The following is a 22088-nucleotide window of genomic DNA, read 5'->3' as shown; positions in this document are numbered from 1 at the left end:
TGATCTGCCTCTCTCGGTCCGCTCGGTGGGTTCAGTCGGTGAAGCCGTGGTGGGCGATCTCCAGGACCTCCGTGGCCACGGACGGACTGCCCGCGTCCAGGGAGGGCCCCTGCCAGCTCACGGGCAGGACGTCCAGCAGCCCCCACCGGGCCACCTCCGAACCGTCCGCGCGCAGCGCGGTGATCTGCCCGGTGGGCCGCTCGATCCCCGTCTGCACGGACGAGATCCACTTCGCGACCTTCGTGGTGTCCGGGGTGAGCGGGCGGGTCAGCCGGATGTGGGAGAAGGTGACCCGGGTCGGCAGCTGCCACACGAACCCGTTGTTCCCGCCCTCCTGCCGCTGCTCGATCTCCACCTGCGACGACAGTCCCTCGCACCCGTTGAAGTAACCGAGGTCCTCGCCGTCGATAGAGAGGCTGAACCAGACTGTGGTTCCCGGGTCCTGGCGATCCATCGGGAGGCCTTTCTGTGGGTGGTGCGCGGTCGTCGTGATCAGGGGCGGTCAGGGGGCTGTCCGGGAGCTGTCAGGGTCGGAAGTCGCGGAGTTTTCCGACGCGTTCGCGGTCGCGGCGGAGTTCGGTGCGGACGTGCCGGGTGATCCGGTCGATGATCCGGTGGACGAGGGCGTCCACCTGGAACTCGGTGAGGGCGCGCGGATCGAATCCGCCGCCCTCGACCGCCGTGTAGCCGGGCGGCGGATCGTCGGCCGCCGAGGCGGAGACGGAGTACCCGGGGGGCGGCGGATCGTCGGGCGGCGGTGGCTGCCTGGACGTCTGGGTCCGCGGCGCCGCCGGGCGGGTGGTGTGGGTGGCCGGCGCCTTCTTCAGGGAGTCCGTGGGGTGGTGGCCGCCGGGGGACGCGGTGCTGAGAGCGTCGCGCTGGACGGTGACACGACCGAGGGGGGCGACGGGGAGCGGGGTGGTGGCGGAGATCGGGGTGGTCGGGTGCAGGGGGACGGGCTGAGCGGGCGCGGAGGCCGTGGTGGCCGCCTTGACCGGCAGGGCGGCGGGCGGAGTCGCGGCTCGCTGCACGAAGAGGGGCACCGCTGCCGCCGGTCCGGTGGGAGGCGGGGTGGTCACGGGGAGGGGCGACCGGGCCTGGCGCTGCACGGCAGCCGGGCGGCCTCCGGGGCCGGGCGCGACGGGAGGGGCGGAAGAGGCGGGGGCGACGGTGCGCTGGACGAAGGGGGGAAGGGGCGAGGCCGGTGCAGCCGTCGCCGGGGTACCCGACGTGGCGGGGCCGGGAAGAGCCGGTGGTGGCGTCGTCGCGGGGCCGGTGGTGGCGGGCCGGGCCGGCTGGGGCGGCTGGGCACGCTCGGCCGTAGTCGAGGGCAGGTCCGGTGCCGAGGCTCGCTGTACCGGCCGGGGCGCCGCGGGCACCGGCCGGGAAGGGGCGGCGGGCTGGTCACCCGGAGAACCAGTCGGCGACCCGTGCGGTGAACCCGCCGACGAAACGCCCGAAACACCAGCCGACGGACCACTCGAAGAACCAGCCGACGAACCGCTCGAAGAACCAGCCGACGAACCGCTCGACGGACCGCGACCGCTGGACGCCGGTTGCCGCTGCACGGACGGCACCGTCGGCTGACGGCCGGCTGACCTCGGGGCGGCCGCACTCGCGACGGGGCCCGCGACGGGGGCGCCGAGGCCGAGGCGGGGTGCGCGGGGAGTGGTCGTACCGGCACGCTGTACGGAGGCGGCAGCGGGACCCGGCGCCGGAGCGGGGCGGGTCGCCGAGGCCGGGCCGGCGGACGACGGTACGGGCCCCTGCTCGCGCGGGCCCGGCGGGGTCTGGGTATCCGGCCCGGCGGCAGCGGAGGAGGGCTGCGGACCCTCCGCCGTCCGCCGCTGTACGGACACCTCACGGGCACCGCTCCCGGCGGCGGTCGGCAGCGGAGCGCCGAGGCCGGGGCGAGAGGCGCCCGGGGCCGTCGCGGCACGCTGCACGGCAGTCGGCGCGGCAGCGGGCGTGGCCGCCGCCGTCGTCGAGGTGGCGGCCAGGGCGTCCCGGCCGGGCTCACCCGGTGGCATCGGCACGGCAGCCGGTACGGTTCCCCGCTCCGCCGGACGGGCCGCTTCCCGTACGGGGTCTGCGGCGCCCGCGCTCTCGGCGGCCCGTCGCTGCACGGACACCTCGCCCCCACCGCTCGCCACCGGAGACCCCGAGGGTCGCGCGCCCTGCGGAACGGCCGAGGCGCGGGGGGCGGGAGGCGTGGCGCCGGCAGCCGGCGAAGCGCCCGTGGCGGCCGCGGTGGCGCCGCCGGCGCCAGTGCCGCCGGCCGTGACGCCGGTGGCCGCCGTGCCTGCGGGACCGGTGGCCGCCGCCCCGCTCCCGGGTGCCGGTGCCGAACCCGCCCTCGCACGGTCGCTGTCCGGCGAGGGGGATGTCTGCCGGGCCCCCGACGGGCCCTGAACGGTACGGCGCTGTACGGGGGCCGGTGCGGGGCTGCCCGACGGCTGCTCCGCAGCGGCCCCCGGTTTGCCGGGCGCCACCGGTGAGACCGGCGCGCGGCCTCCGCCCACCGCCTGCCGTTGCACAGGGGTCCGCGCTCCGGCCCCGGGCATGCCGGACGGTCCGCGGTCGCCCGGGGGCGCCGTGTACGGCGTGGGCGTTGCGGACACCGAGGGGGGCGCAGGGGCCATAGCAGGGACAGGAGGGGGTGTCGGGGCGGGCGACGCGGGGGCCGTCCGGACCGTGGCCCCGGGCGACACGGACGCCGAGGCCGCACCACCGCCTCCGGCTCCGCCGCCACTGGCACTGGCACTGGCACCCACGGAGGGTGCTTTGGCCGGACGCGGAGCCGTCGTGCGCGGCCGGGCGGTCGCCGGTCCGGCACCGGACGCGGACCGCTGTACGACGGCGGGTGCCGGTGCCCCTCCGGGCGCAGCGGTCCGCGGAGCACCCACGGAGGAGGTACGGCCGTCACCGCGCGGACGCGACCAGCCGCCGGTCACCCGCACCGGTTCCCCGGCGCCCTCGACCGCCCGCCGTGCGCCCCCGGCCGCCGCCGTTCCGCCGGCGGCTCGGGCGCCCTCACCCGGCGTCGGCACCGCGCCCTCGGCGGCCGTCACCCGCGGCGACGACGGCAACGTACGCCGCTGCACAGCCGTCACCGACGGGCTCGCCGACGCCGTCGTCAGCGCGCTGCGGCGCGGCGGGACGGGAGGTGCCGGCGCGACGCGCGGACCGGTGGCCGGAGCCGGCGCGACCGGAGTCGGCTGTGGCGCCCACCCCAGCGGCACCGCCGCCGAAGCAGCAGGAGGAGCGGAGGCCGAGGCCGTCGGCGTGACCGACCGCTGGACGGCAGGCTTCCCCGGCTGCCCGGCCCTCGCCGTGGCGGGCGCCGCTCCCTCGGCCTCGGCCTGGGCAGTCGACGGGGCCGCCGGGCTCGGCGCGCTGTTCCCGTTCCGTACGGCTCCCGGTGTGACCCCCGGCCGCTGCCGGGCCGCACCGCCACCGGGCCGCACCGCCAACGGCACCCGCTGTGCCGCAGGCGCCGCCGAACCGGCGGAACCCACAGCCCCGGCAGACCCCATGGCCCCGCCGGGCCTCGCGGCCTCGACGGCCCCGGCGGACACGGCCGAACCGCTCCGGACCGCTCGCAACGGCACCACCGGAACCGAGGCCCGTCGGCCGGCCGTCGGACCCGCCTGGCCCGCCGCTGCCGTCGGCCCGGCCAACGGCAGTGACTGCACGGGAGATTCGAGGCCGGACACGGCCCCCGCGCCGGGCGTTCCCGGGCGGCCGCCGCCTGCCAGACGGGCGCTGGACTCGCCGTCCAGGACCGCGTGCGAGCGCGTGCCCATGAACGACGGGTTCTGCCAGGTCGGCAGCCGGCCGCCGAACCCGGCGTCCGCGACCGGGCCGCCCGGCCCCAGCGCACGCTGGATCGGCGGCAGCCCGGACCAGGCCGCCGCCACCACGGGACGCGGCGCCTGCGCGGGAGCCTCAGCCGCGTTCCCGCTCCCGGACTCGCCGGACTGGCCGGCCTCGGGCCCGCGGCCGCGTCCCCGTACCCGATCCCACAGCCCCACCCGTCAGCCCTCCGCCCCTGCGGAGGCCGCCGCCCTGGTCACCAGGGACGCGATCTCCGCCGTGTAGCGGCGGCGGTCGGCGTGCTCCAGGTCCAGGATGTCCTCCAGGTTCCAGTGGAAGTGGTAGGCGACGTACGCGATCTCCTCGTGCAGCCGGTCGGTCGCGTACGTCACGATTCCCCCAGGCGGCTCCCGCCGAGTTCCACTTCGAAAGGCTCGGAGCAGTGCGGGCAGTTGACCGCGGCCCGGGTGTGTCCCTCGGCGTTGATCTGGCGGTAGAAGTCCTGGAGGAACGCCAGGTCGGACGCGAACATGTTCTCCACGATCCCGTCGTGGACGAGCGGCAGCGTGCCGAGGCGGGTGATGACCCGGCCCAGCAGCACCACCGACAGGAAGGCGGGGTTCTCCTGGACGCGGACGTCCCGCAGCGGGATCAGCTCGTCGCGCGCCGTCGACAGGCGCATCACGCCGTCGCGGTGGACGGTGCCCTGCTCGTCGACGTACCCGCGCGGGAGCTGGAACGGGAACTCCGTACGCAGCACCTCGACGGGCGCCTCCGGTTGCTGAGGAGCCTGGGGCGCCACCGCCTCCGGTGCGAGCGGCGCCCCCACGCCCCCGGCCCTGACAGCCGAACGCCTCATTACTCGATGACCAGTTCTTCGAACGTGATGGTCACCGTCTCGGTCAGCGCGGACGCCTCGCCCGCCTTCACCGTGCTGGTGTCGATCTTGCTGCACCAGGCGTTGCGCAGGTTGTAGCGCTTCACCGGGTTGTTCTCGAAGTCCATCATGATGATGGAGGCGTTCTTGCGGGCCGTGGTCATCTGGCCGTTGATCGACTCGTTGATCCACTGGGTGAACGACGAGGACTGGGTCATACCGCGGACGACCGTGCAGGTGCCGTTCTTCTTCACGCCCGGCAGGTTGCGGACGTGGTTCTTCCCGTCCGGCGTGTTCTGCTGGTAGGTGATGACGTCCTGCTCCATCGTCATGCCGCTGACCTCGGCGAGGTACTCGACCATCACGCCGTCGATCTGCAGGCCGAAATTGTGCGATGTGAGGGCGTCACCCGGCTGGAGACTCATGTGTTACTGCCCGTTCTTCTCAAGGTGCCGTGACATCAAAGGGGTTGGGGACCGAGGGTCCGCTACTCCTGCAACTCGCCGCTGCCGCTGCTGAACTGGGCCAGCCGGAAGATCACGAACTCGGCGGGCTTGACCGGCGCGATGCCGATCTCGCAGATCACGCGGCCGACGTCGACCGACTCCGGCGGGTTGGTCTCCTCGTCGCACTTGACGTAGTACGCCTCCTCGGGCCGCTGCCCGAACAGGGCGCCGCTGCGCCACTCGTTGACCAGGAACGCGGAGATGTTGCGCCGGATACGGGCCCAGAGGTTGTGGTCGTTGGGCTCGAAGACCACCCACTGGGTGCCGATCAGGATCGACTCCTCCAGGTAGTTGAAGTACCGGCGGATGTTCAGGTAGCGCCAGGCCGGGTCGGAGGAGAGGGTGCGCGCGCCCCAGATGCGGATGCCGCGGCCGGGGAAGGCGCGAATGCAGTTCACGCCGATCGGGTTGAGCAGGTCCTGCTCGCCGCGGGTGATCTGGAGCTCCAGGTCGACCGCGCCACGGATCACCTCGTTGGCCGGGGCCTTGTGGACGCCGCGCTCGGCGTCGTTGCGGGCCCAGACGCCGGCCACGTGGCCGGACGGCGGGATCAGCCGGGACTGGCCGGAGGACGGGTCGAAGGTCTTGATCCAGGGGTAGTACAGGGCCGCGTACTTGGAGTCGTAACCGGCCGTCTCCTGGCGCCAGACCCGGATCTGGCGGGCGTTGAGGCCCGGCGGCGGGTCGATGACCGCGACCCGGTCGCCCATCAGTTCGCAGTGCGCGATCAGGCCGAGCTGGACGGCCTTGACGGCTTCCAGGTCGATCGCGCCGCGCTGGTAGGCGGCCATCAGGTCGGGGACGGCCACCATGGACACCTCGTCGACGGCCTCCAGGCCGCCGAAACCGGTGCGGTCGGCCGAGTCGCCGAGGTAGTCGGCGGGGCCGGGGTGCGAGCCGGCGCCCGCGACGGGGGACGCGGACGCCGGCGCCTGGGTCGGGGCCGCGAGGGCCACCGTCTGGTTCTCCGGACGGGCCAGCTGCGCGGCGGGCGCGGCCTCGGTCACGGTGATGAGCTTGGAGCGCTCCTTGACCTGGGTGACCACGTAGTTGCGGCCGCCCTTCTTCGCGGTCACGTCGAAGGTCTCGGCGGCCTTGCCGCCGTCCTTGACGACCAGCTTGAAGCGTTCGGCGGGGCCCTCGCCCTCCGGGTCGGCGACCTCGACGCTCAGGTCGCCGGAGGCGATGGCGCTGACGGTGAAGGTGCCGAGCTGCTTGGCCTCGCCGGGCGGCAGGGCGGCCGGGGCGGCCGCACTGCCGACGGCGGCGGGCGCGTTGACGGTGCCCTCGGCGTCTTCCCTGCTGCCGCCGACACGGACCACGTAGGCCGCCGTACCGCCGTTGTTGAAGAAGCCGTAGACGGAGTGCGCGAGGTAGTACCCGTCGGTGAACTCACCGAAGGACGCGACGTACTGCGTCCAGTTGGTCACCAGCGTCGGCTCGTTCAGCGGACCGGTCGGGGCCAGGCCCACGAAGGCCGCCACCGACGTGCCCACCCCCTCGATGGGGCGCGAGCCGCTGGCCACCTCCTCGACGTAGACGCCGGGCGACAGGTAGGACGGCATGCTCTGCTCTCCTCGGGGTACGAGACAGGAACGCTTCCCACCCTCACGCGCGAAGCGCGCTTCCGAAACGTCCGCGAGGCTCAGAGCGGGGGCACCGACGTTGCCCCGGACAGTGCCCGTTGGGGCACCCCGGACCGGAAAGCGGCCGGACGCCCGCCGCGGTACCCCTGGTACCCCGGCACTCCGGGCACGACAGAGGCCACGGGTACGGCCGGTGCGGCACGGGTCGTCGACGTTTACCACACCCGGCTGCGGACACGCCCGGCAACCGGCACGAGCTCCACGGCCGGTGGGGGGCCGCAGGGCCCGTTGCCCCCAGGACTGCCCCGACGGACCTTGTCCGTCCGGACGCGCTGCCGTAGGGATGGATCGAGAAACCGTCGCCGGAGGGTGGTCCTGGTCCATGTACACGCAGGAGGAGCCCGGCAAGGCCGAGCGGTCCGGGGCGGTCCGCGCCCCGAAGGCGCCGGGCGTACCGACGGGCGCGGGCCCGGCGCCGGTGTCCACCACCGCCGCCGGACTGCCGGTCCTGCAGCGGCTGGCGGGCAACGCGGCCGTGTCCGCCACGATCGCCGCGCAGCGCCACCGCCACGACGCGGGCTGCGGCCATCTGCCGGTACAGCGGGAGGCCGCCCAGGACCGGCACGAGCACGATCCCGGCTGCGGCCACCTGCCGGTACAGCGACGGGCCCTGGTCCACGACGTGGTCAGGACCGCCGGCGAGAGCATGGAACCCGGGCTGCGGTCCGAGATGGAAGGCCGCTTCGGCGGCGCGGACTTCAGTGGCGTACGGGTCCACAAGGGCCCCGCGGCCAAGGCGGCGGCGCAGGAACTGGGCGCCAGGGCGCTCACCACCGGCCGCAACATCGTCGTCGGCGACACCATGACGAAGAAGGACTGGGCGCACGAACTCACCCACGTCGAGGACCAGATGGCGGGCCCGGTGCCCGGAACGGACATCGGCGGCGACGTGAGCTTGTCCAGCAAGGGCGACTCGGGCGAGCGGCACGCCGAGCAGAAGGCCGACCGGGTGATGAGCGCACCCGCGCCGTCGCCGGTGCAGCGGACACCGGACGGCGCGCAGCACGGTCCGGCCGCCGGTCCGGCCGCCGGCGGATCCGCCCCGATCCAGCGGCTGGTCGGTTTCGAGGCCGAACTGAGCGTGCCCAGCTACGAGGTGAAGCCGTCCGCCACCGGCCTCACGCCGATCGAGGGACGCCAGCCGCACAACGCCCTGACGTCGTTCTTCTACGGCGGCGCCGGCTACGCCTCGGACATCGCGTCCGGCAACCGCATGAAGGTCGTCACGGACCACAACGTCCTCCAGCACCGCGGCCGGGAGATCCACGAGGCGCTGAGCGACCTCACGACACCCGACGGGCGTTCCCTGGTGCCCGACGATGCCGAGTACGACCCCATCGGCAACATCGAGTACGTCACCGACGCCGTGGACGAGCTGGCACCGGGCTCGGACCGGACGGTCCTGGAGATGGCGCAGGAGATCGACGAGCACGTGGCCGGCATGTTCGCCCACGACCCGCGGTCCTTCGCCTCGTTCATCCCCGGCTCCGGCGGCGAGTACGCCACCGGGTTCCCGCTGCCGGAGCTGCAGGCGTGGCTGGGTCCCGAGCTGTTCAAGGACCCGGAGCTGCAGAAGGCGATCGCCGCCTACCAGAAGGAAGCCAAGCACAGCCTGTACCTCCAGGCCACGGCCGGCATCCTGCCGTCCGGGCTGCCGCACCTCTACGAGGCCCAGCAGAAGGTCGAGTACCCGCCGGCCCCCAAGGGCAAGGAGCACACGCGCGCGGCACAGCTGCACGCGACCGCGGCCGTGGTGCAGGCCTCGCACAAGATCCGGTCGTTCCTCGCCGGGAACATGCCCCAGCTGGGCGAACTGGACCGGGAGGCGCTGACCGGTGCGCTGACCCTGACCGCGTCCTACGCGATCGGCAGCGCGCTGGTGATGACGGACGCGGTCGGGGAGACCTCCACGGCCAAGAACGCCGTCTCGCACCTGGCCAAGCTGGGGGACCTGGCGCAGGTCAGGACGAAGGCGACCACGGACACGGTCCGGAACCTCAACTTCGGCCACGAGGACCTCATGCTCCTCGCCAAGTGGCTGCACGAGCAGGTCGCGGAGACCAACGTCGGGTTCTGGCTGAACTTCCTGAAGCCGTACGGCAGGGGCGCCAACGCCGAGCGGACCCCGGCCTACGGTCCGCCCGAGGAGGCAGGCGGCGTGGCGTCCCCGTCCCAGAACCCGGTCGAGGCCACCTACATGCTGTTGAACAAGGTGCTCAACGGCGAGAACGCGGAGCTGTACGTCCTGTCGTCCGGGAGCCCGTTCAAGAAGCCCGACCCGGCGTCGCCGCACCTGTCCCGGGAGCACACGGGCGGGCAGCAGGGCGTCCAGATGGAGTTCCGCTGGCTGCCGAAGCGGATCACCGAGGCGGGGCATCTCGCGGGCGCGTTCGCGTCGGTGGTCGAGGAGGTGCGCACGGCCAACCTCAAGGGTGCGCCCAAGGAGGTCGCCGACCGGATCCGGCTGGCCGCCGCGACCGGACAGGCGGCACCCGTCACGTCCTCCGGCGCAGCCGACCGCATGGAGGTGGACTGACCCGGCCGGGCCGGCGGTGCCGAGGGCAGGCCGCCCTGTCCGTACGGCCCCGCCGGACCGTCCCCGAGGGCAGCGGCACCGCCCTCGGCACCGCCAACTCTGCCCCGGAGTCCGGTGATCTGCCGCCAGGCGGCCCACTAGCGTCTTGACGTGAGCCTCTGGACCTCCCTCGAACCCGCCTCCGCGACCGTGGACCCGGGCGCTTCGACCCGTGTACGCCTGCGGCTTCGCAACACCGGTGACGTCGTCGACGAGTACCGCTTCGAACCGGTGGGCCCCGTCGCGCCCTGGACGACCGTCGAACCGGCCACGCTCCGGCTCTACCCGGGGACCACGGGCACGGTGGAGCTGACCTTCGCCCCGCCCCGCACCCCGGACGCGACGGCGGGACCGAACCCGTACGCGGTCCGGATCACGCCCACCGAGCACCCCGAGGCCGTCACCGTCCCCGAGGGCAACCTCACCATCACCCCCTTCACCGAGCTGCGCGCGGAGCTGGTCCCGCCCACCGTCAAGGGCCGGTTCCGGGGGCGCCCGAAGCTGGCGATCGACAACCTCGGCAACACCAAGCTCACCGCGTCGGTCAGCGGCAGCGACAACGGCGACCAGCTCGTCTACGACCTGCACCCCAGCAACGTGCAGATCGAGCCGGGCCGCGCCGCCTTCGTGAACGCCACGCTGAAGCCCCGGCGGATCATCTGGTTCGGGCCCAAGGAGCAGCGGCCCTACCGGCTCACCGTGCAGCGGTCGGGAGTGCAGCCGGAGCCCGTCGACGGGACGTACATCCAGCGCGGCTTCCTGCCCCGCTGGCTGGCCACCCTCTTCGGCACCCTCATGGCCCTCGCCCTCGCCTTTGCCCTGATCTGGTTCAACTACAAACCCCACGTGCAGAGCCTCGCCCAGGAACAGCCCGTGGAAGCCGGGGTGAGCAGCATCGCCCCCAGCCCCTCGACGACCCCGACCCCGCCGCCTGCGCCCACCGAGACGCCCTCGTCGGCGCCCGCGGCGAACACCGGGAACGGCAACGGCAACGGGGGTGGCGGCGGGGGCGGCGCGACGGCCACCGTGACAGCCAAGCCCAAGCAGGACACCGCGGCGACCGCGGTCAACCGCCTCGCCGCCGACGACCCGGCCGGGCGGCACATCTGCTACCGCTCCTACGTTCAGGGCACCGGCTGGCAGAAGCCCGTCTGCGACGGCACCATGTCCGGCACCGTCGGCAAGAACCTGCCGATCAAGGCCATCAACCTCGCGGTGTACGGCGTCCAGGGCTCCGCCGCCAACTGGTTCCACTACGACCCCCGGTCCACCAGCGGCCAGGGCACGTGGAACCCGGACTGGACGGCGATCATCGCCGACGGCAAGGACAACTACATCGGCGGCACCAAGGCGGCCGACCCCTACATCGAGGGCTTCGCCTTCAATGTCGGCAGCGGCCAGGGCTGCAACTACGCGAAGGTCCGCGACCACGACTGGGGCGACCAGTGGTGTCAGGGGGCCCGCAGCGACAACAACGCACTCGATTTCGTCGGCACGCTCGACAACACGCTCTGGCTCGAAGCATTCAAGCTGACGGTGACTCCATGACGCTGTGGACCTCACTCACTCGAACCCCTCTCCGCGACCGTCGACCCGGGCGCCTCGACCCGGGTACGGCTGCGGCTGCGCAACACCGGTGACGTCGTCGACGAGTACCGCTTCGAACCGGTGGGCCCCGTCGCGCCCTGGACGACCGTCGAACCGGCCACGCTCCGGCTCTACCCCCACACCACGGGCACGGTGGAGCTCGAGGTGCGGTACGCGAAGGGCGGCCCCGGCTCGGCCGCGCTCTTCCAGATCCGCAACGCCAAGGACCAGCTGTGCATGGACCTGCCCGACTACGGTTCGGCCAAGCTGTCCTCGCCGATCACCGAGTACAAGTGCGACGGCACCAAGGCCGACAACCAGCTGTGGTGGATCGACAAGCAGCCCAGCGGGGCCTACTGGATCCGCAACTTCGCCAGCGACAACCTCTGCCTGGACGTGGCCGGCTACAGCACCGGCGGCAACGACACCAACCTCACCCTGTACTACTGCTCGAACACGGACGACCAGGAGTGGCAGATCGTCCACCCGTCCGGCGACTGACTATCCCGTGGGGGAGGAACTGCGCGACCAGCCACGACGGCGCGGCAGACAACCGACGACGCACACCCCCCTGTCGGCGCTACCGCGGAGCGGCAACGCTCACCCCCACGTACCCGGCACCAACCGCCCCGCCTTGCGGTACTCGCGCCGCGCCCCTTCCAGCAGGTCCGCCGCGCCGACGGCTTCGCCCCGACCCGCCGCGAGGTACGCCGCGGTCACCACCGCGCTCCGGATGGAACCACCGGCGAGCTCGAACTCGGCTGCCAGCGGACGCAGTGCGACGTCCTCGTCGCTCGGCACGTGCGCCAACCCGTGCCGCCACAGCGCCAGGCGCTGCTCCTCGTCCGGGAACGGGAAGTCGATCACCAGGTCCAGGCGGCGGGTGAAGGCCTCGTCGATGTTGGCGCGCAGGTTCGTGGTGAGCAGCGCGATGCCGTCGAAGGCCTCCAGGCGCTGCAGGAGGTACGCCGACTCCAGGTTGGCGTACCGGTCGTGGGCGTCCTTGACCTCGGAGCGTTTGCCGAAGACGGCGTCGGCCTCGTCGAAGAGCAGCACGGCGTCGGTGCGGTCGGCCTCGGTGAAGATGCGTTCGAGGTTCTTCTCCGTCTCGCCGACGTACTTGTCCACGACGGAGGAGAGCTGGACGACGTAGAGGTCGAGGCCGAGCTCGGCGGCCACCACCTCCGCCGACAGGGTCTTGCCGGTGCCCGACTCGCCCGCGAAGAGGCCGAGCACGCCGCGTCCCCGGCCGCCGCCCGCGCTGAGCCGCCAGTCGCCGAGGACCCGGTCGCGGTGGCGGGCGCGCAGGGCGAGTTCCCGCAGTTCGGTGAGCGGCCGGTCGGGCAGCACCAGGTCGTGCCAGTCGACGGCGGGCCGGATCCGGCGGGCGTGCTGCTCCAGGCCGGAGGCGGACTGCTGGCGGGCGCCGAGCCGCAGGTGGGCGGCGGTCAGCGGGGTGCCGTCGAAGGCGGCGAGGTCCTGCGCGGCACGGGCCGCGCGGGTGAGCCGCTCGCCGCCGAGGTGGTACGGGGCGACGGTGGCGGCGAGGTCGAAGCCGGGGTCGCCGGGCAGTACGGCCGCCCAGGCGTCCAGGGCGGCGGCGCGCCGGGAGGGCACGTCGAGGACGAGGGGGTCGCGGTGGTCGCACCACTGGGGGTCGTAGGGGCGGGCGGACGTGACCAGCACGGTGACGTCCGCGGCGGTGTCGACACCCAACGCCCGCACGAGGGGGCCGGGTTGGTCGCTGTCGACCAGAATCGCCCGGCCGCTCAGGCGGGCCTCCCGCAGCAGCTCCGGAATCCGCTCCTCGGGCCCGGTGTAGTGCAGCGACGCCCGGCCGGCGAGCCGCAGCGCGGCCGTCGCACAGCCCAGACCCTCGCCCTCCCGCCGTTCCCGCAGGAAGGCGAAGAGCGGTCCGGCGGAGATCCGCGCGGCCACCCGGCGGACGAACTCCGCGTCGGCGGGCTCGTCGCCGTGCGACGGCTCCCGCAGGTGCCCGGTGAGTGCCGCGTCCGGGGTCTCGTCGCCCAGGAGGTGGGCCAGGACCCGGTCGGGGACGCGCAACGAGCGGCTGAGGAAGGGGCGTTCGGGCTCCTCGACGGTGAGCAGGCCGAGCGCGGTGAGCGGGGCGGTGGGGTGGAAGCGGGCCCGGGCCGCCGCGAGGTGCGCGGGGGCGCCGCACAGGTCGAGGGTGAGGCCGACGGTGGCGCGGCGGCGGCCGACGTCGTCGTTGAGGTAGCCGTAGAGCTGCTCGAAGGTGCGGTCGAGGTCGGGGGCGAGCGCGACGAGGAGGAGGGTGGTGTCGAGGGGGGTGAGGCGCAGGCGGGTCGCGAGGGCGGCGAGCGGGTCGGTGAACCCGTCGGCCAGGGAGGGCAGTTCGGCCGGTTCCGGCTGGGGGTGCAGGAGGTGCCGCACCGCTTCCTCGGAGAGGTAGAGGCCGCGCAGCGGGTCGCCGGCCGTCGGGTCGTCGGCCGAGCGGTGGGCGACCAGGGCGGCGACCCGGTCGCGCAGCGCGGACAGCCGGGTCAGGAGCGCGGCGGCCGGCTCCAGGGAGACGTCCAGGGTCACGCCCGGCCCCTCCGGGCGGCCGCGGCCTCGGCGACCTGGCCGGGACGGTGGGCCCGCTCCTCCAGCACCGGCGCGCTGTCGTCCATCCCGTCGCGCACCCGCACGGCGGCGCCCTCGGTGACCGGCGGACCGGCGTCGTACTCGGGGTAGGCCGGGAAGGGCGCGGTGATCACGACGTCCAGGGACGGCTTGAGCTCGCCGCCGAGCGCCGACCAGATCTCGGCGAGGGAGCGTGCCTCGGACTGGATGCCGGCGCACGACAGCGGGATCGTCAGGCCCAGCGCGCCCAGCGAGCCCGGCAGTTCCGACGGGTGGATCAGCTCCCGCGGGATCAGCGTCGCGAGCACCGCGCTGATCAGCCGGTGCTCGTCCTCGGGCCGCTTGGTCCACGCCGTCACCAGGTACGACAGCCGGAACCAGCGGGGCGGCTGGCGGCGCTTGACCACGACGTCGCGGTCGTCACGGACGTCGATGTGCCCGCGCTGGCGACGGTTCACGTCCTCCCGGATGTCGTACAGGTAGCTGTTGATCACCGGGCCGTTGCGGCGGGCCGACCAGTCGCGGGTCGGCGCGTCGAAGGAGACCTCGATGCCGGAACCCTCCAGCGCACCGCTGGTCAGCAGGTTCCGCAGCACCTGGTCCACCTCGTGGATCACGCCGTACTCACCACCCCATGGACCCGCACGGCCCCCTCGGCATACACACCCATCCTGCCCTTCGCCCCGGTCGCCTCCGCAGGCACCGCGGGGCAGACCGGTCTGCCCCGGAACCGGTGCCCGCTGCCCGATCGGTCAGATGTAGCCTTCCCGGAGGGCATGGGCGACGGCGTGGGCCCGGTTGCGCAGGTGCAGTCGGGTGGTCAGTCCGTGCATCACGTTCTTGACGGTGCGCTCGGAGTAGGACAGCTTGCTGGCGATCTCACCGGTGTCGAGCCCCTCGGCGACCAGCCGCAGGACGTCCACCTCACGGGCGGACAGCCCGGCGGCCGGGGCGCCCGGCCGGCCCGCGGCGCTGCGGTGCAGGGTGCCGACCTGGTTGATGAGCCGGCCGAGCAGGTCGGCGGGCAGGTCCCCGTCGCCCCGGGCGGCCGCGAGGACGGCCTGCACGATGCGGAGTTCGGTGGCCTCGTGGCGCCATACGATGGCCCCGACCCCGCACTCGATCACATCGAGCAGCTCGGTCTCACGGAGCGCTCCGACCACGAGTACGGCCCGCGCCCCCTCGCTGCGCACCACCCGGCGCAGCCGGGTCAGTTCGGGTTCGTCGAGGCCGTCGCTGATGAGCAGCGCGACCGTGCCGGGCCCGGTCTCGGACTCCTCACGTATCTCGACCTCCGGGTGGCGCCGCAGCTGGCTGAGCGCGCCCTCGCGGGAGATCGGGTCCGGCGCGTACACCGCCACGGGCGTGCGGCCGACCGACGCTAATGAGCTGTTGCTGACCAACCGCTTCCCCTATGTCCACGTGCCCGTCGTCTCTGAGGGAACAGTGACGGGCGGTAGTACCCCAGCCTGCTGTGGCCAAAGGGGCAACGACAATCGTGGAGCACCACGAGAAGGACCACGAGATGTCCGGGGGGCCGGGTGGGGGTGCCTGGGACCGTGGGCGGCCGCGGGCCGGTGGGAGTTGTTCGCGCAGTTCCCCGCGCCCCCAAGAAGGTGGGTCCACCGGTCCCACCCGAAAAGGGGCGCTGGGGTCCCCCCGGCCGAAGGCTGGGGGAGGAACTGCGCGACCAGCCACAACGCACCCGCGGCCGCCCACGGTCCCAGGCGCCCCCACCCAAATCCACAGCCCCGTATCAAATGTGCAGCCCCTGCAACAAACCCCCCGGCCGCCCCCCGCCCCCCACAACCTCTCCCACTCCCGCCACCTCTAACCCCGCGAACCCACCAGCGCACCGCGAGGAGCCAGGCATGACCCGTCCGTCCCCTGAACTCGCCGCCGCCATGCACCTGTTGGCCGAGGAAGCCGAGCGCACGCTGACCGGCAGCGGCCGCCTCGTGCTTCTCCGGGGCGCCACCGGAACCGGACGCACCACCGTCCTGGAGGCCGCCGCCGAGCAGGCGAGCTCCCTCGGCCTGAAGGTGCTCCGCGCCCGCTGCTCACCCGGCGACACCCCCATCTCCTTCGCGACCGTGCTGCAACTCCTCGGCCCGGTGCCGGAGTTCGCCGACCTCGCGGTGGACGGGGACGAGCGGTCCACCGCCGCCGGTCTCTGGCGGGTGCTGCGCGCCTACGCCGACGACTCGCCGCTCCTGGTCGCCGTGGACGACGTCCACCTCGCCGACGCCCCCTCGCACCGCTGGCTCGTGGAGTCCGCCCGGCACATAGACCGCTTACCGATCCTCCTCGTCGTCAGCGAACGCAGCCAGTACGACCTCGACCCGCCCGCCCCCGGCTTCACCCACACCCTGCCGCCGGCGCTGGTCCGCACCCACACCCTCGCGCCCCTCGCCCCGGCGGCCGCCGCCGCCCGGGTGCGCGCCGGCTTCCCCGGCGCGTCGCCGTCCTGGGTCGACGCCTGTGTCCGGGCCGCGGCCGGCAACCCCCTGCTGCTGGGCGCCCTCCTCGACGACCTCGACGAGAGCCGGCACCGGGACGTGCCCGAGACGACGGCCGCCCTCTACCCGGGCGCGTACCCGGCCGCGGTCCAGTGGTGGCTGGACAGCGCGGGACCGGCCACCACCGAGGTCGCCCGCGCCCTCGCCGTCCTGGAGGAGGACCCCGACACCGGCCTGCCGGAGAACGAGATCACCCCGCTCCTCGCCGAACTCGCCGGCGCCGACCCCACCCGGGTGGCCGGCTGGCTCACCGCCATGACCAGCCTCGGCCTGCTCACCCTCGGCGCCGACGGCCGCCCGCACTTCCCGCACCCCCTGCTGCGCGACGCGGTCCTCGCCGGGGTCCCCGCCGCCCGCCGCCGCTCCGCCCACCGGGCGATCGCCGAGGCGATGCTGCGCCAGGACGCCCCCGCCGAGGCCGTGGCCCGCCAACTGCTCGCGACCGGACCGGTGGAGGCCCTCTGGGCGCCGGCCCTGCTCCAGGACGCGGCCGCCGTCGCCCTCTACGAGGACCGTGCCGAGGATGCCGTCGCCTATCTGCGCCGCGCCCTGGAGGAACCCCTCCCCGACGAGCGCCGGCAGCGGCTGCTGACCGAACTGGGCTCACTGGAGTACGCGGCGCCCCGCTCCTCCGCCGCGATCCCCCGCCTCGCCGAGGCGGTGCGGCTGCCCGCGGCCCCGCAGGACCGGGTGCGCGCGGCCGTCGCCCTGGGGACCGCGCTGACCGGCCGGGGCCGCACCCGCAAGGCCGTCGAACTGCTGCGCTCCGTGCACGGCGAGCTGGACGGCCACCCCGACCTGGTCCGCACCCTGCACACCGCCTCCGTCCTCCTGTCCGACCAGGACCAGGAGGTACGGCAGGAGGTCTACCGGCGGCTGTCCGAGACCGCCCACCGCTCCCCGGAGCTGGTCGGCACGGCCGGCCAGGCCCTGCTGGTGCGGCACGCGGCCTCCGCGGGCCTCACCTCGGCCCGGGACGCCATGCGGCGGCTGCGCACCCTGCTCGCCGAACCCGCCGACCCGCTCACCGAGCCGTTCCTGGTCGGCACCGCGGCCACCGTCGCCCAGTGGGCCGACGAACTCGACGAGGCCGAACGGCTGGTGGACCGCGGCCTGGCCGGGCAGCGCCCCGACCTGCTGCACCCCATGCACCAGGCGCTGCTCAACAGCCGTACGGACATCGCGGCGGCCCGCGCCGACTACACCCGCCCGGCCGCCGTCCCCGACGCGGTCACGCCGTCCAACGCCGACGCGCAGGCGCTGATCTCGCTCGTGGAGACCGGCCGCGGCGCACAGGCCGCGGGCCTGGTCGCCGGGATCGACCTGCGCGAGGCACCGGACTCCTGGGAGCTGAACCGGTTCCTGTTCGCGCGGGGCGTGGTACGGGCCGCGGCCGGTGACCCGGCCGCCGCGCTGCACGACTTCCTGGAGTGCGGGCGCCGCCAGACGGCCCGTGACGTGGTCAGCCCGGTGGTCACCCCCTGGCGCACCGCCGCCGCCGAGTGCCGGCTGGCCCTGGACCGCCCGCTGGAGGCCATCGCCCTGGCCGAGGAGGAGCTGCGGCTGGCCCGGGTCTGGGGCACCCCGCGCACGGTCGGCCGGGCGCTGCGCGTCCTCGGTACGGCGACCGGCGGCCGCCGGGGCCTGGAGCTCACCGAGGAGGCGGTGCGGCTGCTGCGGGACGGTGGCCCGGCCGGTACCGAGCCGGCGCTCGCCCTGATCGCGCTGGGCCGCCAGCTGACCGCCGCCGGTGAGGGGGCCCGTGCCCGCGACTGCCTGCGGGAGGCCGCCGAGCACGCCGAACGGCAGGGCGCGGTACGGCTGTCGGAGCTGACCGAGGAGATCCTGCGCAAGGGCGGCGCCCGCTCCCCCAGACGCCGTACCGGCGCCGCCTCCCTGACCGGCAGCGAGCGGCGGATCGCCGAACTCGCCGCCGAGGGCCGCACGAACGTGGAGATCGCGGCCCTTCTCCATCTGGCCCGGCGCACCGTGGAGACCCATCTCACGCACACCTACCGCAAGCTGGGCATCCGCCGCCGCGCGGACCTGCGCCCGGCCCTGGACCAGACCGCCCCCAGGCCCTAGCGGACGAGGCAGGCCGGCTGTCGGCGGGGCGTCAGGGGGCGAGCCAGTGGGCCGCCGCCGCGAGGAGTGCCCGGACGCCCGTCTCGATCGTCGGGTCGGGGACGGGGGCGAAGTGCGGGGAGTGGTTGGAGGGGATCTGCGGCGGGATGCCGTCGCGGACCAGGGCCTCCAGGTCGACGCCCTCGTAGAGCTTGTGGTCGGCACCGCCGACGAACCAGAAGACCGAGGGCACCCCCAGGGTCGTACCGAAGGCCCCGAAGTCCTCGCTGTTGGGGACCGGTGAGGTCAGCTCGAAGGTGAGGCCGGGGAACTCGCCGGCCAGCGCGGCCTGGACGGCCGCGGTCGCGGCGGGGTCGTTGTGGGTGACCGGGAAGGAGTCGATGGGGACGATCTCCGGCTCCCTGGACACGTCGGAGGCGGCGGCCTCGGCCCGTATGATCCGCTCGACCGCGGCCAGCACCCGCCCCCGGACGGCCGCCGTGGCGGTCCGTACGTTGATCTTCAGCTCGACGCTGTCCGGGATGATGTTCTCCTTGGTCCCGCCGTGGATGGAGCCGACCGTGACGACGGCCTGCTGGCCCGCGGCCACCTCCCGGGAGACGACCGTCTGAAGCCGCATCACCACCGCGGCGGCCAGCACCACCGGGTCGACGGTGGCCTCCGGCGTGGACCCGTGCCCGCCCCGCCCGAACAGCGTGACCCGCATGCTGTCCGCGCCCGCCATCAGCGCCCCCGCCCGGGTCCCGACCAGCCCGGCCGGCGCCGCCGCGACATGCTGGGCCAGGCACACGTCCGGCCGCGGGAACCGCTCGGCGAACCCGTCGGCGAGCATCTTCGGCGCCCCGCCCACCTCCTCGGCCGGCTGGAACACCGCGACCACCGTCCCCCGCCAGCCCTCCCGCCCGGCGGCCAGCTGCCCGGTGGCCCCCAGCAGGCAGGCGACGTGCAGGTCGTGCCCGCACGCGTGCATCACCCCGTCGGTCTTCGAGGCGTACGGCAGCCCGGTCTCCTCCTGCACCGGCAGCGCGTCCATGTCGGCCCGGACCAGCACGACCGGCCCGTCCCCGTTGGCCAGCACCCCGACCACCCCGGTGCCGCCGACCCCCTCGGTGACCTCCCAGCCCTGCTCCCGCAGCCGCTCCGCGACGAGCGCCGCGGTCCGCTCCTCCGCGAAGGACAGCTCCGGGTGCGCGTGCAGGTCCTCGTACAGGGCCCGCAGTTCGGGGAGCCTGTCGCTCAGGCCGGTCAGGAGGGGGCTGGTGCTCATGGCGTCGTCTCCAGGAGTGGATGGGGTGTCGACCCGTCGGTTCCAGGATCACGATCCAAGCGGTGACCGTCGAGTCCGCAGCAGCCTGGCCAGCCATTCGGTGCGGGTCCGGCGCGCCGTGGCGGAGATCCGTGCCTGCGGGTACAGGGCGTCGAAGCCGTGGAACCCGCCCGCCCAGACATGGAGCTCGGCCTGGCCGCCGGCCGCCCAGATGCGGACGGCGTACTCGGTGTCCTCGTCGCGGAAGACCTCGGCGGAGCCGGTGTCGACATAGGTGGCCGGCAGGCCCGAGAGGTCGTCGGCCAGCGCGGGTGAGACATGCGCGGGCACCTCGTCGTCGGGGAGGCCGGCGAGGACACAACGCCATCCGAAGGCGTTCATCTCACCGGTCCAGACGCCGGGCTCCCCGGAGTACTGGCGGCTGGACGTGGTGCTGTTGCGGTGGTCGAGCATGGGGCAGATCAGCACCTGCCCGGCGACGGCCGGGGTACCGAGGTCACGGGCCAGCAGGGTGACGCCGGCCGCGAGTCCACCGCCGGCGCTGGCACCGGCGACCACGATCCGGGCGGGGTCGACGCCCAGTTCGGCGGCGTGTTCGGCGAGCCAGAGCAGGCCCCGGTAGCAGTCGTCGACCAGGGTGGTGCCGGTGGCCTCGGGCGCCAGCCGGTAGTCCACGGACACCACCACCGCGCCGAACTCGTCCAGCCACTCCAGCGGGATGTCGAGCTGTGAGAAGCGGTCGCCCATCACCATCCCGCCGCCGTGCACCCAGTAGACGCACGGTGCGGCGGTGGGCCCGTCAGGCCGGGAGTTCTCGGGGTGCACGGGGCTGAGGACCGTCAGGGGGATCGGGGTGCCGTCCTCGGCGGGCACGGTGATCTCACGCCGGTCGACGTGCCGGTCGGCCAGCAGGGGCTCCAGGGGGGTGGAGGAGTACGGGCGCACCTGCTTGAGGAGGTCCTCGGTGAGCTCGGACATGAGGGGCATGCCGGCCAGCAGCTCACGCAGCTCGGGGTCCAGTCCGGGTCGGGCGGTGGTCATGGTCGTCGCCTTTCGGGGGGTGTTTCGGGAGGGGTGGGGGAAATCAGAAGGCGGCCTTGCCGCGGACCGGGACGTAGTCGGTGTACTCGGGCTCCCTGGCCAGCAGGGCGCCGATCCGCGCCACCATGGCCTGGGCCGCCTCCCCGGCGAAGATCCGGTGGTGCTCCTCCTCGCTGGTCCACCCCTCGGTGACGTGCACGACGTCGGGGTCGGAGGCGGAACGGGAGACGAGGTAGACGACGCAGTGTTCGCTCGCGCCGGGGCTGCCCTCGTCCAGGCCGGTGAGCAGCACCTCGACGAGCTGGTCGGCCAGCCGGGGCGCGGCGGTCAGCACGGCGTTGAAGCCATAGGTCACGATCATGACTCTCTCCTTCTCACTGGTGGAGTATGGTGGCTCCATTCAACTGCTCTGACCTGCGGAAACGTTAGAGCGATGCTCTCCCGAACATGCACGATCCTCCCGGCTTCGGGAACGACGTCCGCAACGGATGCTGCAATGGAGGCATGCATCTGGATGAGCTCCGCACCTTGCTGGACCGGCACGCTCGCCCCGACTGGACGACCGCCGTCGACGGCGTCCTGATCTCGAAGGTCGACCGGGCGGACCCGCCGGCGCCGGCCATGTCGGGCACGGTGCTCGCCGTGATCGCCCAGGGCGCGAAACGCCTCGCCCTCGGCGAGCGGGTCTACGAGTACGGCGCCGGGCAGTACCTGGTCGCATCCGTCGACCTGCCGGTCACCGGACAGTTCCTCCGGGTCGAACCCGAGCGGCCGGCCCTCGGCTTCGGCCTGACCCTGGACCCCTCCGCCGTCGCCGAACTGCTGCTGCAGGCCGGTCCCGGCGACATCCCCCGCGCGCCCGCCGGGGCCCCGTCCGCCATCGCCGTCAGCGACGCCCCGGCAGCGCTCCTCGACGCGGTGGTCCGGCTGCTGCGGCTGCTCGACGAACCCCGCGACCGCGCCGTGCTGGCACCCCTGCTCAAGCGCGAGATCCTGTGGCGCCTGATCACCGGCGAACAGCGGGCGACGGTGCGTCAGCTCGGGCTGGCCGACAGCGGTCTGAGCCACGTCTCACGAGCGGTGCGCTGGATCCGCGAGCACTACGCGCAGCCGTTCCGGGTGGAGGACGTGGCACGCCTGTCCGGCATGAGCGTCTCGGCCTTCTACCGCAACTTCCAGGCGGTCACGGCGATGAGCCCCATCCAGTTCCAGAAGCAGATCCGGCTCCAGGAGGCCCGGCTGCTGCTCGCCACCCACCCCGGCGACGTCACGGGGGTCGGCCGCCGCGTCGGCTACGACAACCCGTCACAGTTCAGCCGGGAGTACCGCCGCCAGTTCGGCGCACCCCCGAGCCGGGACGCGGCCCGCCTGCGCACCGCCGCGCCCACCCCCGCGTCCCCACCCGCGGGCGCCCTGGCCTGAGCCGGGGGGGAGGCGAACGCTGTAGAGAATCATGCAAGCAACAGAGAGGATAGTTCTACTGTTTCAGCAGGTCACAGCGATTCAATGAGATGACCGACTCTCCTCAGGGGCAGGAAAATGCCTTCCGGTCCCGGTCGGCG

18 protein-coding genes are annotated in these 22088 nt (G+C 73.9%); 6 read left to right on the top strand and 12 right to left on the bottom strand.

The genetic code is table 11. From position 1 onward, the window contains the following. Nucleotides 1–31: 31 nt before the first annotated feature. Together JF597_RS32265 and JF597_RS32260 are read right to left on the bottom strand one after the other, a co-directional pair. Nucleotides 32–454, bottom strand: a complete 423-nt coding sequence (locus tag JF597_RS32265) for a phage tail protein (protein WP_181806069.1) — start codon at nt 452–454, stop codon at nt 32–34. Between the two features lie 70 nt (nt 455–524). After that, the gene (locus JF597_RS32260) at nt 525–1079 is read right to left on the bottom strand and encodes a hypothetical protein (protein WP_294003391.1); all 555 of its coding nucleotides are present in this window, start codon (nt 1077–1079) and stop codon (nt 525–527) included. Nucleotides 1080–2784: 1705 nt separating this feature from the next. On the opposite strand from JF597_RS32260, the gene JF597_RS32255 reads away from it, so the two are divergent. Continuing rightward, complete coding sequence (locus tag JF597_RS32255; RefSeq protein ID WP_294003389.1) at nt 2785–4101, top strand: hypothetical protein; 1317 nt, start codon at nt 2785–2787, stop codon at nt 4099–4101. Here JF597_RS32255 and JF597_RS32250 read toward each other — a convergent pair. The 4 genes from JF597_RS32250 to JF597_RS32235 form a co-directional block, all read right to left on the bottom strand. Next, nucleotides 4038–4208, bottom strand: coding sequence for a DUF6760 family protein (locus JF597_RS32250; RefSeq protein WP_089100305.1), 171 nt, complete (start codon nt 4206–4208; stop codon nt 4038–4040). The two genes, JF597_RS32255 and JF597_RS32250, sit on opposite strands and share 64 nt — an antisense overlap. Beyond that, the gene (locus tag JF597_RS32245; protein WP_294003384.1) at nt 4205–4645 is read right to left on the bottom strand and encodes a hypothetical protein; all 441 of its coding nucleotides are present in this window, start codon (nt 4643–4645) and stop codon (nt 4205–4207) included. The genes JF597_RS32250 and JF597_RS32245 overlap by 4 nt, the downstream gene beginning before the upstream one ends. 29 nt (nt 4646–4674) lie before the next feature. Further along, nucleotides 4675–5118 (bottom strand): phage tail protein, encoded by a 444-nt coding sequence (locus tag JF597_RS32240; protein ID WP_093500609.1) that lies wholly within the window; start codon nt 5116–5118, stop codon nt 4675–4677. A 62-nt stretch (nt 5119–5180) separates the two neighbouring features. After that, entirely contained in the window at nt 5181–6764 is a 1584-nt protein-coding gene (locus tag JF597_RS32235; RefSeq protein WP_294003382.1) for a phage tail sheath subtilisin-like domain-containing protein, read from the bottom strand. A gap of 403 nt (nt 6765–7167) precedes the next feature. Here JF597_RS32235 and JF597_RS32230 point away from each other — a divergent pair, with 403 nt between their 5' ends. The 3 genes from JF597_RS32230 to JF597_RS32220 all read left to right on the top strand — a co-directional run bounded on the left by JF597_RS32230 (nt 7168) and on the right by JF597_RS32220 (nt 11508). Then, nucleotides 7168–9381, top strand: coding sequence for a DUF4157 domain-containing protein (locus JF597_RS32230; RefSeq protein WP_294003380.1), 2214 nt, complete (start codon nt 7168–7170; stop codon nt 9379–9381). A 150-nt stretch (nt 9382–9531) separates the two neighbouring features. Then, on the top strand, nt 9532–10968 hold the full coding sequence (locus JF597_RS32225) for a hydrolase (RefSeq protein ID WP_294003378.1): 1437 nt from the start codon (nt 9532–9534) through the stop codon (nt 10966–10968). Between the two features lie 120 nt (nt 10969–11088). Continuing rightward, entirely contained in the window at nt 11089–11508 is a 420-nt protein-coding gene (locus tag JF597_RS32220) for an RICIN domain-containing protein (RefSeq protein ID WP_366916471.1), read from the top strand. A 99-nt stretch (nt 11509–11607) separates the two neighbouring features. On the opposite strand, the gene JF597_RS32215 is transcribed toward JF597_RS32220, so the two are convergent. From JF597_RS32215 to JF597_RS32205, 3 genes are all read right to left on the bottom strand, one after another. Then, nucleotides 11608–13575 (bottom strand): ATP-binding protein, encoded by a 1968-nt coding sequence (locus JF597_RS32215; RefSeq protein WP_294003376.1) that lies wholly within the window; start codon nt 13573–13575, stop codon nt 11608–11610. Continuing rightward, nucleotides 13572–14231 carry a DUF4255 domain-containing protein gene (locus tag JF597_RS32210; RefSeq protein ID WP_294003374.1) on the bottom strand — a complete coding sequence of 220 codons (660 nt, stop codon included), beginning with the start codon at nt 14229–14231 and terminating at the stop codon, nt 13572–13574. Before JF597_RS32210 ends, JF597_RS32215 begins: the two co-directional genes overlap by 4 nt. 135 nt (nt 14232–14366) lie before the next feature. After that, nucleotides 14367–15017 carry a response regulator transcription factor gene (locus JF597_RS32205; protein ID WP_093500624.1) on the bottom strand — a complete coding sequence of 217 codons (651 nt, stop codon included), beginning with the start codon at nt 15015–15017 and terminating at the stop codon, nt 14367–14369. A gap of 468 nt (nt 15018–15485) precedes the next feature. Between JF597_RS32205 and JF597_RS32200 the strand changes: the two genes are divergently transcribed. Then, nucleotides 15486–18218, top strand: a complete 2733-nt coding sequence (locus tag JF597_RS32200; RefSeq protein ID WP_294003369.1) for a LuxR C-terminal-related transcriptional regulator — start codon at nt 15486–15488, stop codon at nt 18216–18218. A 31-nt stretch (nt 18219–18249) separates the two neighbouring features. On the opposite strand, the gene JF597_RS32195 is transcribed toward JF597_RS32200, so the two are convergent. From JF597_RS32195 to JF597_RS32185, 3 genes are read right to left on the bottom strand one after another with little or no spacing between them, the layout of a single operon-like run. Continuing rightward, nucleotides 18250–19485 (bottom strand): amidohydrolase, encoded by a 1236-nt coding sequence (locus tag JF597_RS32195; protein ID WP_294003367.1) that lies wholly within the window; start codon nt 19483–19485, stop codon nt 18250–18252. Between the two features lie 48 nt (nt 19486–19533). Further along, a complete protein-coding gene (locus tag JF597_RS32190; RefSeq protein WP_294003365.1) occupies nt 19534–20526 on the bottom strand; it encodes an alpha/beta hydrolase in 993 nt (330 codons plus the stop codon). A 43-nt stretch (nt 20527–20569) separates the two neighbouring features. After that, on the bottom strand, nt 20570–20887 hold the full coding sequence (locus tag JF597_RS32185; protein WP_294003364.1) for an antibiotic biosynthesis monooxygenase: 318 nt from the start codon (nt 20885–20887) through the stop codon (nt 20570–20572). Between the two features lie 143 nt (nt 20888–21030). On the opposite strand from JF597_RS32185, the gene JF597_RS32180 reads away from it, so the two are divergent. Next, a complete protein-coding gene (locus JF597_RS32180; RefSeq protein ID WP_294003362.1) occupies nt 21031–21948 on the top strand; it encodes an AraC family transcriptional regulator in 918 nt (305 codons plus the stop codon). The last annotated feature ends 140 nt before the right edge of the window (nt 21949–22088 follow it).

This window comes from Streptomyces sp. (assembly GCF_019510245.1).
Lineage (GTDB): Bacteria > Actinomycetota > Actinomycetes > Streptomycetales > Streptomycetaceae > Streptomyces.
The sequence above is the reverse complement of the archived record's forward strand: the minus strand, read 5'-3'. Positions and strand labels throughout refer to the sequence as shown.